The organism is Colwellia psychrerythraea 34H (assembly GCF_000012325.1).
Taxonomy (GTDB): domain Bacteria; phylum Pseudomonadota; class Gammaproteobacteria; order Enterobacterales; family Alteromonadaceae; genus Colwellia; species Colwellia psychrerythraea_A.
This window is the reverse complement of record NC_003910.7, coordinates 247,969-260,170: the sequence shown is the minus strand read 5'-3', so window position 1 is coordinate 260,170 and position 12,202 is coordinate 247,969. Positions and strand designations below refer to the sequence as shown.

Here is a 12,202-nt window from a genome sequence, read left to right as displayed (position 1 = left end):
TTTTATACTGAATAAGTCATATTATTTTTTGAACTTCGGTTCACAGACATTACAACCAAGGACGAACCTGTGCTTTATACTGAGTAAATTCTTCTTTGAACAATACTGTTAGCGCCCTTTCTTCAGGAGCTATCTGAAAACGTTGAATATAAAGTATATACAATGGAATTAAAATGAGCCCCCACGCCGAGCCTAAGAAGCTTGCCCAAGCCAGTAGAAAAGCAACAAAACCAACATACATGGGATTACGAGTCACTTGATATATACCTGATGTTACTAAGGAGCTTGCCTTATTAGGTTTCAACGGGTTTACCGTGGTTTTAGCCCTTCTAAACGATATGATGCCTGCAAGATCAAAGAAAATACCAAGAGAAATAAAACCAATCACCAACACTGATTTGACTGTATTTGTTAGTAAGATAACTGGCGTTACTGTACTTAACCCCCACATTCCTAGCCCGATCAGTAAACCCACTAAAGGTGGTGGTATTTTATTTTCTAAAACTTTCATTATTATCCTTAACCTATTTCTATCAATGACATCATATACCCGTTCTACTCGAATATGCATGATTCAGCTAGAATTGTAAACGCGTGACTGCCTGCTCAGGTGAAATGCCATGTGAGCACTCAGCTTCTGTTATTGCAGTAACGACAGCAATACTTTCCACACCTGTAGCGATGACTTCTGCTGCACGTTCAAGATTAATACCGCCAATGGCAACCACAGGGATTTTATGCTTATTTTCAGGGCGTAAAGATAATACCTGTCTCAAATTATCAATGCCTTGAATTTGCCCAGTCATGTCTTTAGTTTTCGTTGGAAAAATTGCGCCAATTGCTAAGTATGACGGCTGTAAGCGCTGTGCTGATAAGAATTCATAACATCCATGAGTACTGATACCTAAACGTATCCCCGATTGTTGAATGGCCGTTAAGTCTGCATCTTGCAAGTCTTCTTGACCAATATGAACGCCATAAGCACCATGTTTAATCGCTAATTGCCAATAATCATTTATAAACAAACGAGTATCATATTTTTTAGCCAAAGCAATGGCGGTAATAATAACTTGCTCTAATTCACTTTCAGCCAAGTTTTTCACCCGTAATTGAATAATCTCTAAACCTAAAGATAATAAGCGCTTGAGCCAATATAATGAATCTATCACCGGATAAAGGCCTAGTTTTTTCTCTGCTAAATCTAACGAGTTAAAAGCTGGTAAATTTTGATATTGCTGACTGAGCTCATCAATAACTTGGGGAAAGCATTCAGCATTACGCGGCCAGCCTTGCTGTTCAAACGCACCATAATATTGATGACCGTGTAATTCGCTTACTTGCTTGCTAGTACTCAAGCCTTGGCTGATGAACGCCTTTGCTAAAGTAAACGCATCGCGTATCAAGTACCCCTGAGCGAGAAAGCTTGCTAATGCGCTGGCAAAACTACAGCCACCACCGTGGCTATAATGACTATCTATGCGCAGTGCACCTAACTGGTAACTAATCGCTGTTTGCGCTTTATCTTGATTGTCTTGTTTGCCATTCAGCTGATTTAATTGGTGAAGACAGAAATCAATCGAATACCTATCATCACTGTGAATATGCCCACCTTTAACAATAATACTGTTAATAGCAAAGTTTTGATGGATTTTATTCGCCAGCTTTTCAGCACTATTTTTATCAGGTAGCCCATCTAATTTCGCTAAGCTTTTCGCTTCCATCAAATTAGGTGTGATCACATCAATTTTCAGTAATAAAGGGCTTAGCTGTTCCAAAGTAAGGTTGTTAAAGCTACCACCGACACTGGCTTGGCCAACAGGATCATAAACACTAATAAGCGTGGGAATAACTTGTTTAATCTGTTCAATTAATTGAGCTAACCACTGTACTTGCTCTGCGTTAGCCACTAAACCAATTTTGATGACCGATGGCGGTTTGTCATCCATTAGTACCGCTGCTTGTTGCTGCAATAATTCAACCGATATGGCATTAACCGATAGCAGCTGGTGCGAATTCTGCACAGTATTAGCGGTAATCAAGTGGCATACTTCCACACCCAAACCATGCCCCGTTTTAATATCCGCGGCAATACCCGCACCGCCAGAACAATCACTGCCCGAAATAGTCCAGATTATCGGTTTGATTGCCACTTGTTGTTCAGTTTTCATTTATTATTTCTCTGAATTATTTTGCTTTCAATTAGCTGTAACAGCCAAACACTATAGACTCCCGATTGAGACACCACGGGAGTGACAGTGAACAATGAGTTGTCATGCCCGCAGTATTTAAGCGGATATCCATGCACTTTAACCAACAGCCTTTAATAAATAACTGAAGACTACTAAAGCTGAGTTAGGCTGCTTGCAGTTGTAGTACTCAATTACAAGGAAATTGCACGGAGTTGGCGCTAGCCAATGAGTACCTTTGACGCCTTAATTGTGTGCTACAGCAATAAGCAGCTTAACTCACTAATTTTGGTGCCAAAAAGGTGTGTCTAATGTTGGGGTTGAAGGATGCGCTGTTTGCCTTTGATCCATAATCCCCGCTACATAACCTTGTTCACCTGCTTGCAGTGCTTGCCCAAAGGCTTTTGCCATCAGCACTGGATTATCTGCTAATGCAACCGCACTATTTAACAAAACACCGTCATAACCCATTTCCATCGCCAAACAAGCATCCGAGGGTTTACCAATACCCGCATCTAAAATTAAGGTTGCATTAGGTAAGCGCAAACGTATTGTTTCTAAATTATAAGGATTCATTAGTCCCTTGCCTGTGCCAATTGGAGATGCCCACGGCATAATCACCTGACAACCTAAATCATAAAGGCGCTGACAAAGTACTAAATCATCGGTGCAGTAAGGCAAGACTTTAAAGCCGTCATTTATTAACTGCTCAGTGGCATGAAGTAGCTCAATAGGATCAGGTTGTAAGTTATAATCATCGCCAATCACTTCAAGTTTGATCCAATCAGTTTGAAAAATTTCTCGACTCATTTTTGCCAAGGTAACCGCTTCTTTTGCGGTTTTACAACCTGCGGTATTAGGCAGTAAGTGACCATTCACTTCGGTGACGACTTCTTGTAAGTAACGCCATATTTGTTGACCCGCTTTTTCTGCAGGATTTTGACGTTTCAGTGAGAGGGTTACTACTTGTGAGCCGCTAGCAAGTATGGCTTGTTTCATCACATGTGGAGATGGATAAAGCGCACTGCCAATAAGTAAACGACTATCAAGCTGCTGCCCATAGATGTTAAGTGCCACCATTAACCTCCTTGTATCGGCAATAGCACATCGAGGCTATCACCATTTTTTACTAGCGTGGTGTCATAATCTGCTTTACCAACAAAGTCACCATTTAGCGCCACCGCAAAAGTACTCTGTTGTGGTTCAATAAAATGTAACGTTAATGCTGAACTAACACTAATATGTACTTCATGGCTTAACGAGTAAGCTTTTCCGTTAATATGAATATTCATTAAATCACCTCTTCTTGTCGTTGCTCAGTGTGCAAATAATCACGGTAGGGCAACTCATTGTTGGTATTATTTATCAGGTTGTCGACCAGTGTTAATACTTGTTTAAGCACCACCGGCGCAATTAAAAATCCGTGCCTGAATAAACCGTTTACCTGTATCAAACTGCCCTTGTGAGTGATTTTAGGTTGATTATCACTAAAAGTTGGCCGACATTGACTAACGTGTTGACGAATATTGGCTTCAGCAAAGCCGGGATGCACACTATAAGCTGCACTCAATAATTCCATCGCTGAGCGCACTGTCATCGGTGCATCATCGTCACTCTCAATTTCAGTGGCACCCACCACATAAAAACCTTTTTGTTTTGGCGCAATATAAAGCTGATACCTAGGGTGCATTAATCGTATCGGTCTTGAAATATTCACATCTGGGGCAAAAAGTTGGAATAATTCTCCTCTTACTGAGCGTAAGTCACTTAATGGTGCACAGGCACTATGGCTATTTTTACGACTCGCACCAGTACCTCGACAATCAATCACTAAATCAAATGATTGGCTACAATTGACTCCGTACTGTTGATAACTAACTTTGCTGTTAGAGTCAGTGTTTTCAATAGCAAATACCTGACACTCACTTAACCAGTTTAGTGAGTTAACCCCATTTATGCTCATGCCTTCTTTTTCAAGCTGTTTACGTAAGGCAATCAACAGACGACGATTACCAATCTGCCCTTCTTGTGGCAGGTACAAGCCGTGATTAAAACTTCGTCCTATTTCAGGCTCTAGCTCGAGCAATTGCGCACGATCTAGCGTATGTAGTTTATGTTCTGGATAATTATTATTAAGGTGTCTAACAAAGCGCTGATAATCACCTTTATCTTGCTCATGACTCACCATGATAGCGCCAGTTTGTTGAAAAAGAGTATATTCATCCAAACTGTCGAGCAAAGCTGGCCATAAACGTAACGACTCAAAACCCATACTAACAATATTAGGCTCACAATGAAGTGACTCTCCCAATGGCGTTAATAACCCTGCAGCAGCATAAGCAGCACTATTGTGGGCGAGCTTATTATCCTTATCGAATAAAGTAATGGTTACGCTTTCTGACTGTTTACCTCGCAGTAAAGACAGGGCGAGTAATCGCCCCATCAATCCTGCGCCAACAATGGCAATATTCATCGTTTATCTGCCGTAACTATTCAGCAAGTTGGTAGATTTCGCTACCGGTTGCTTTAAATTCAGCAGATTTTTCTTGCATCGCCCGTTCAATCGCTTCATCAGAAGTTAAGGTAATGGTTTCATCAAGCAGCTGAATTTTTATCGCATTTTTATCTAAATTAGCAGCGTACTCTCGTACTTCTTGTGAGATTTTCATTGAGCAAAATTTCGGTCCACACATAGAACAGAAATGCGCAACTTTACCGGACTCTTGTGGCAAGGTTTCATCATGGTAAGTGCGTGCTCGTTCTGGATCTAAACCAATATTGAATTGATCGTACCAACGGAACTCAAAGCGTGCTTTAGACATAGCATTATCACGAATTTGTGCACCTGGATGACCTTTAGCTAAATCGCCTGCATGTGCGGCAATTTTATAGGTCATCAAGCCTTCCTTTACGTCTTCTTTATTCGGTAAACCTAAATGCTCTTTCGGTGTTACATAACAAAGCATGGCACAACCGTACCAACCAATATTAGCCGCACCTATGCCAGAAGTAATATGATCATAACCTGGCGCAATATCGGTAGTTAATGGGCCAAGCGTATAGAAAGGCGCTTCGCCACAATGCTCAAGTTGCTCTTCCATATTTTCTTTAATCATATGAAGTGGCACGTGACCAGGGCCTTCAATAATGGTTTGCACATCATGCTTCCAGGCAATTTTAGTTAACTCACCTAACGTATGTAATTCAGCAAACTGTGCCTCATCGTTCGCATCTGCCACTGAACCCGGACGTAAACCATCACCTAATGAAAATGACACATCGTACTGCTTTAAAATTTCACAGATATCTTCAAAGTGTGTGTAAAGAAAATTTTCTTTGTGATGCGCTAAACACCATTTCGCCATGATTGAACCACCGCGAGAAACAATACCGGTGACACGTTTTGCCGTCATAGGTACATACCGCAATAACACACCCGCATGAATGGTAAAGTAATCAACACCCTGCTCTGCTTGTTCAATTAAAGTATCGCGGAATATTTCCCAGGTAAGATCTTCAGCTACACCATTTACTTTTTCAAGTGCTTGGTAAATAGGGACAGTACCAATAGGGACTGGTGAGTTACGCATGATCCATTCACGGGTTTCATGAATATTACGACCCGTCGATAAATCCATGACGGTATCTGCACCCCATTTAGTTGACCAAACGAGCTTTTCAACTTCTTCTTCAATAGAAGAGGTAACCGCTGAGTTCCCGATATTAGCATTCACTTTAATTAAAAAGTTACGACCAATGATCATTGGCTCACATTCTGGATGGTTGATGTTTACTGGAATAATAGCGCGACCACGAGCTACTTCGTCACGGACAAATTCAGGCGTGATTTGCTCTGGAATACTAGCACCAAAGGATTGACCTTTGTGTTGTAGCAGTAGCGTTGCATCTTTTACTTCTTCACGTTTTAAGTTTTCACGAATGGCAATATATTCCATCTCTGGGGTAATAATGCCTTGGCGAGCATAATGCATTTGCGTAACATTTTTACCTTTTTTAGCAATGCGCATTTTAGGTAAATGTTCAAAACGAATTTCATCAACACCTTCATCATCAAGACGTTGCTGTGCAAACTCAGAATGAGTTGAAGTAAAAGTCTCTACATCATCACGCGCATCAATCCAAGTTTCACGTAAACGAGGAATACCTTTGTGAACGTCTATTTCAACGTTTTCATCGGTATAAAAACCTGAAGTATCATAAACACATAATGGTTCATTTTTTTCATAGACTGGCTTGTCTTTACTACCGCTAACTAAGGTGTCAGATAAGGTAATTTCACGCATACCGACTTTGATATCGTGGATTTCACCTTGCACGTAGACTTTTTTAGAATTTGGAAAAGATTGGTCTGAGACATTTTTTAAAAATGCTTCTGCCGCTTCGCGCTTTTCACGTCGTGTTTGTGGTTTTTTCGCTGGATTAACAGCGTCGGTTGAGTTGTTCATGGTCGCACCTTGTTTTTGGTTTTTCTTGTTTTATTGATATAAAAGCAAGAAAAAAATAAAAATAGGCGGAGTTTTTTTAACTAATTTTTTAGTTAAAAAGAGGCAAAAAGAGTCTGGTTAACAGCTAAGCACAATGACTTAATTACTCTCTCTTGTTTCCTACGCAGATATTAATCTGATCAGGTTTTACGGATCCCGCTTTCGCGATCTCAGCCTTTGGCACTCCGACAAGTGTTGCGCTTACTAATCTTCATATAGAGTTTAGATAAACGCGGTTAGATTCTACCGTGAGCTCAACTCGCATAGCAAGCGCTAATGTAAATATCAAAATAAAGCCATACAAAAATAACCTTGCCTATGAAGATAAACTAAGTAATATGGCAAAAAAATTACGCTGAAGATCCTTATGCTTACTATTTTCTCTCCAGAAAACTATAAAACTATCCCATGGAAAAATGGTTTAGGCCATACCACTGAATTAGCTATTAGTGATGGTGGTACTTTGGATAACTTTGATTGGCGTCTCAGTATCGCCAGTGTGGTCAATGACGGTGATTTCTCTAATTTTTCAGGTTATCTGCGTAATTTGGTATTAATAAAAGGTAATGGTTTAACACTCGACCATCGAAATGGTGATGTTGATAAGCTAACTCAATTACTTGATATCGCTCGCTTTGATGGCGCAAGTAAAACCCATGGTGCTTTAACTAATGGCGCTATTAAAGACTTTAATATTATGACTAATCAGCTGTCATTCTCACCAAAGGTTAACGGTTATATTGAGCAACAAACTGTCACTGTTAGATTGTCAGCAGCCAGTATATTTTTTGCTTATAGCTTAACTGAAAAGATGCTTGTAACTACGCCTCAAGATAATAGCTGTAGTGTACCTGTTGGCCATTTAATCAAACTTTCTGCAATGAATGAAAAACTACAAGACGACCAGCTAACTGTAAAAGTAACAGGTAAAAATATGATCATTGTACAACTTGAAGTTATGTAGTGATAATTTCAACGGCTTACTATTGTGCTATATAGCTTTACCCCGACATTAAATCACGCCATAACTTGATTTAAATACACTGAAGCACCTAATAAACCAGGTTGTTTCTCTGTGATTACATAAGTGGCGATTTCTTTATTCAAAGGTGACATGCGTCCTTTAGCTTCAAAACGTAGTCTAAAATCACTATTTCTAAGGTAATCAATAAAACAAGGGACAATACCTCCTGCAATATATACCCCGCCTTGAGTATTCATTGTTAAAGCGAGGTTACCTGCAAAACTTCCTAATACCTTACAAAATAAGTCCAATGCTTGTTGGCTGAGTGTGCAAGTCTCAATTAACGCTTGAGTGCTAATTTCTTGAGCCGTTAATTTAGTTGGTTGTTGAGGTGAACTATCACCCTGCTCAATAATAAGTAATGCTTGATATATCTGCTCTAAACCGTAACCAGAAAGTAATTGCTCATAAGAAACACGTTTTTTAAAACCTTGTATGTAGCGTAAAACTTGGATTTCTTTATCATCTATTGGCGCATAATCGACGTGCCCACCTTCACCTCCTAAACAATACCATTTGTTAACAATCGGTATTAAATTAGCAACGCCTAAACCAGTGCCTGGTCCACAAACAGCAATAGCTTTATCTGATAGTGCGGTTCCGCCACCAATTTTAACTTTTTGTTCATCCGTTAACATCGGAATCGCCATGGCTATCGCAGTATAGTCATTGATAAGTACTAGTTTATTTAATTTCAGTGCTTTTTTGAGTTCTGTTTGGGAGAACTGCCAAGGTAAATTCGTCATGGAAATAATGTCAGTATCTACTGGGCATGCGATAGCTAAGCAAGCATTAATATTGCCTTGTGCTATTTTCTTTTCAGTTAAATAATATTGAATTACGTCGAGTAAACAAGTGAAATCTCGACATTGGTAAGTTTCAATGTCAATAATAATGTTACTGCTGTCACTTACGCCGAGCCTGATATTTGTGCCACCAATATCGGCAACAAGGTTCAAAGGATTACTATTTATTGCATCATTACTTACAGGGTTATTATTTATTGGGTTAATACTAGAAGTGCTCATATTTACTTATCGCTATTCCAAATGGATATGACTAATTTCTCTACTTAAGCCACATGAAGAGGCAACTTCAAGTGGCTTAGGTACGCATAGACAGCCGTTAATAATCACCATGATTTATAATGGCTTACAAATCATGGTGTAGTGACTTTTTACATTTCCTCTAAACGAATGCCGCGTGTTTCTTTTATATATTTGATTACAAAGAAAATACTTAGTAATGCTGATACTGTGTATAAGCCATAGGCGCCAGCCAAACCAAAGCTGCCCAACAATATCGGGAAAGTCATGGTAATGGCAAAATTTGCTAGCCATTGAGCACTTGCAGCAATAGCTAAAGCAGCACCACGGATACGATTATTAAACATCTCGCCTAATAAAACCCAAACAATAGGTCCCCAACTTAAGCCAAAAAACACCACAAATAAATTAGCCATGATTAAAGCCACTGTGCCTGTCGTATCACTTAATGCCAACTTACCTGCTTCATCTAGACCACCGGTACCAAAGATAAAGGTCAGAGCACCTAAGCTGATAAACATGCCGACACTACCGACCAGTAATAACGGTTTACGGCCAATTTTGTCCACTAAGGCGATAGCTATGAAAGTAGAAATGATATTGGTTGTACCTGCGATAAGGTTAATAAATAACGATTGTGATTCGTCAAAACCCGCAGCTTGCCAAAGCTCAGCTCCATAATAAAACACCACGTTAATACCGACAAATTGCTGGAATACCGACAGTCCGATACCGATCCAAATGATAGGATGAATTTTTTTCTTACCATCAATAAAAAGATCCCTGATGCTAGGTTTTTTATCGCCGTGCAGCGATTTTTTAACTTCTTCAATTTGCTCATTTTCAACGCCGGTTGCTATGCGTTTGAATATGGTTCTGGCTTCTTCAATCTTACCTTGAGCGACTAAATAACGTGGTGATTCTGGAATAAATATCACACCAACTAAAAATAGCACAGCCGGCAATAACTCTACCCAAAACATCCAACGCCAGGCAGCGATATCTAACATCAGCATAGCTTCAGCACCACCAGACACAGAGGCAATAAGGAAATTACTTAAAAAAGCAGCAAACAAGCCAAGTACGATGGCTAATTGTTGCAAAGTAGCTAAACGGCCTCGTAAAGCAGCGGGTGCAACTTCAGCGATGTAAGCAGGGGCTAATACTGATGCAGCACCTATGCCTAACCCGCCAATCAATCGATAAAAAATAAATTCAGCAGACGAACTTGATATACCCGATCCAAAGGCGCTAATGGCAAAGATAATCGCAGTAATAATCATGATGGGTTTACGTCCAAACCGATCAGATATCGGTCCAGCCATCAAGGCACCAACAGCACAACCTAACAGTACCGAGGCGACATTAAAGCCACTAGCTACGTCGCTAGCGTTAAAAGCATTTCCTAACGCAGTTACTGTGCCGTTAATAACACCGGAATCAAAACCAAATAGAAACCCACCGATGGCAGCCACAGAGGAGATAAATAGTACGTATAAAAATGAAGTTTGAACTTCTTCAGTGTCGTGCAGTTTTTGAATTGAATTATCAGGCTCAGAGGAGGTCATTTATTTGTATCCTTTTATTATTATATTGTTTTAAGAAGAGCACTCAACTAAGACACTTTACAAATAAAATGGTGTTGCCTAAGCGGAATATCTCATAATTAAAAGTGCCAAATAAAATTGATTTCAGTGGTAAACTGAAACAGCATTCTACTTGGCAAAGGGAGTTTGTTTGGCTGAATTAAATAGTAATCAACTTTGTTTTCTTAATACCACTAATCCTTTATTAACTCGATCAGTTTTAATATTAAAGTTATGTTTGAGCACTGAGATTAATCCTTTAACGTCACCGGTTTTAAAGCGACCAGCTATTCTTATCTTTTTCAAATCTTCATCTGCAATTTCGAATGTCACAGAGGTATAACGACTAACTTCTTCCATTGCTTCAGCTAAGGTCTCACCATTAAAAACCAGATTACCTTGACGCCAAGATAGGCTTTTTTTGATCGCCTTGTTGTCAATAACTGAGACGCTATTAGCGACGGCCAATGAGGCAATCTCACCTTTAGAAACCGCTAGAGAACTTGATGGTATGACCAGAGCTGTTTCATTAACCTCCTGTTTTTCATTTAGTTGACCAATGATAACTCTACCTTCAGTAACAATAAGCTCTACCTCACTCGTCTTTACTTGCACGCTAAAAGCAGTACCCACGGCTTGAATTACTTTGTGATTAGCAACAACGCTTAACGGTCTAGATTTGTCATGGGCAACTTCAACATGGAGTTCACCACGTTGTAAGTCAAGTAAGCGATAATCATCGGTATATCGCACTAATAAAACACTGTCCGTATTGAGTAAAACTTTTGAGTTATCGGGCAAATAAATAGTACTGCTTTCACCTACTGCAGTTTCATAACGAACAAATTGTTGTTCTTCTTGCCATAAAGAATTCAAGGTAATGTCGGTAAAAAAAACAACAAATAACGCCAGTACAAGTGAGGCTGCTAATGCGAGTGGCCATTGGGCTGTTTTAGGTGCTGTTTTAAATTTAGAGTCTGTTTTATCCGACGTTGGAAAAAGATCAGCAAGACGGTCAAGAGAGTCCATTTTATCCCACATGCTGGCCATTTCTATGATCAACTTTTGGTGCTGTTCACTTTCTGACAACCACGCCTTGAATTCTGCCTGCTCAAGCTCAGTTAAGCTTCGATCCATTCTAGCAATCCAAATACTGGCTTGGTCAAACATAACCTCATCGTCATTATTAAGAGAATAAACGTTTGTCATCAGAGATCCCTTCTTACTTGATGTGTTTTTTTACTATTTTTCATTGTTTCCGTTCTTTCTTCTTTAGTTAACTGCATCATAAAATAGGTACAGCGTTTAACGCCGAGGCCAATATGTTTTTCAACTGTGCTTTCACTGATTGCCAGTTTTTTCGCGATTTCTTTTTGCGAGTAGCCATACACTTTTTTTAATACAAAAGCTTTACGGCACTGTATTGGTAATTGTCTTATTGCTTCACAGAATTGAGCAAACTCTTTATCCGTTGCCACTTGCTGATATATTGCATCATCTGCACTGACTAAGTGTTCAAATTCAGCCATATTATCGACAGTGTCTACGAGCCTAATATCTGCTCGTTTAAGGTGATCTATGGCTAAATTTTTTGCCGTTTTTAACAAAAAAGATCTAGGTTGCTTGATTGCTTCTTTGTTCTCAACTTGGCATATACGTACATATGTTTCTTGTACGATATCTTCCACTTCTCGCGGCGGCACAATGCGCGAGATCACTCTGCGCATTGTCTGCCTTACAGCCATAAAACTGATGTGTAATGTACTTTCTTTTATCATAATATTGTCTTTCACTTTTTAGGTTTAGCTAAGTGTGAATTTTATTTTTTATCTATTGCTTACCTTATAAGACGAAT

General features: G+C 39.5%; 11 protein-coding genes and 1 riboswitch. Of the genes, 1 reads left to right on the top strand and 10 read right to left on the bottom strand.

The genetic code is table 11. The features are described from left to right. Nucleotides 1-49: 49 nt before the first annotated feature. From CPS_RS01160 to thiC, 6 genes are all read right to left on the bottom strand, one after another. On the bottom strand, nucleotides 50-511 hold the full coding sequence (locus CPS_RS01160) for a methyltransferase family protein (RefSeq protein ID WP_011041129.1): 462 nt from the start codon (nucleotides 509-511) through the stop codon (nucleotides 50-52). A 67-nt stretch (nucleotides 512-578) separates the two neighbouring features. Further along, entirely contained in the window at nucleotides 579-2,168 is a 1,590-nt protein-coding gene (thiE, locus tag CPS_RS01155; protein ID WP_011041128.1) for a thiamine phosphate synthase, read from the bottom strand. 300 nt (nucleotides 2,169-2,468) lie between these two features. Then, the gene (locus tag CPS_RS01150; RefSeq protein ID WP_011041127.1) at nucleotides 2,469-3,266 is read right to left on the bottom strand and encodes a thiazole synthase; all 798 of its coding nucleotides are present in this window, start codon (nucleotides 3,264-3,266) and stop codon (nucleotides 2,469-2,471) included. Next, nucleotides 3,266-3,478, bottom strand: coding sequence for a sulfur carrier protein ThiS (thiS, locus tag CPS_RS01145; protein WP_011041126.1), 213 nt, complete (start codon nucleotides 3,476-3,478; stop codon nucleotides 3,266-3,268). The genes CPS_RS01150 and thiS overlap by 1 nt, the downstream gene beginning before the upstream one ends. Further along, nucleotides 3,478-4,659, bottom strand: coding sequence for an FAD-dependent oxidoreductase (locus CPS_RS01140; protein ID WP_011041125.1), 1,182 nt, complete (start codon nucleotides 4,657-4,659; stop codon nucleotides 3,478-3,480). Before CPS_RS01140 ends, thiS begins: the two co-directional genes overlap by 1 nt. Before the next feature lie 16 nt (nucleotides 4,660-4,675). Further along, nucleotides 4,676-6,652 (bottom strand): phosphomethylpyrimidine synthase ThiC, encoded by a 1,977-nt coding sequence (gene thiC / locus CPS_RS01135; RefSeq protein ID WP_011041124.1) that lies wholly within the window; start codon nucleotides 6,650-6,652, stop codon nucleotides 4,676-4,678. A gap of 139 nt (nucleotides 6,653-6,791) precedes the next feature. Further along, nucleotides 6,792-6,889: riboswitch (TPP riboswitch) on the bottom strand. 169 nt (nucleotides 6,890-7,058) lie between these two features. Between thiC and CPS_RS01130 the strand changes: the two genes are divergently transcribed. Beyond that, nucleotides 7,059-7,655 (top strand): HutD/Ves family protein, encoded by a 597-nt coding sequence (locus tag CPS_RS01130; protein ID WP_011041122.1) that lies wholly within the window; start codon nucleotides 7,059-7,061, stop codon nucleotides 7,653-7,655. A 53-nt stretch (nucleotides 7,656-7,708) separates the two neighbouring features. On the opposite strand, the gene CPS_RS01125 is transcribed toward CPS_RS01130, so the two are convergent. The 4 genes from CPS_RS01125 to CPS_RS01110 form a co-directional block, all read right to left on the bottom strand. Then, a complete protein-coding gene (locus CPS_RS01125) occupies nucleotides 7,709-8,743 on the bottom strand; it encodes a glucokinase (RefSeq protein ID WP_081428680.1) in 1,035 nt (344 codons plus the stop codon). 149 nt (nucleotides 8,744-8,892) lie between these two features. Further along, nucleotides 8,893-10,329: a sugar porter family MFS transporter gene (locus CPS_RS01120; protein WP_011041119.1), complete on the bottom strand. Its 1,437-nt coding sequence runs from the start codon at nucleotides 10,327-10,329 to the stop codon at nucleotides 8,893-8,895. 189 nt (nucleotides 10,330-10,518) lie between these two features. After that, nucleotides 10,519-11,556, bottom strand: a complete 1,038-nt coding sequence (locus tag CPS_RS01115) for a FecR family protein (protein ID WP_011041118.1) — start codon at nucleotides 11,554-11,556, stop codon at nucleotides 10,519-10,521. After that, nucleotides 11,556-12,125, bottom strand: coding sequence for an RNA polymerase sigma factor (locus CPS_RS01110; protein ID WP_011041117.1), 570 nt, complete (start codon nucleotides 12,123-12,125; stop codon nucleotides 11,556-11,558). The genes CPS_RS01115 and CPS_RS01110 overlap by 1 nt, the downstream gene beginning before the upstream one ends. Nucleotides 12,126-12,202 lie beyond the last annotated feature (77 nt).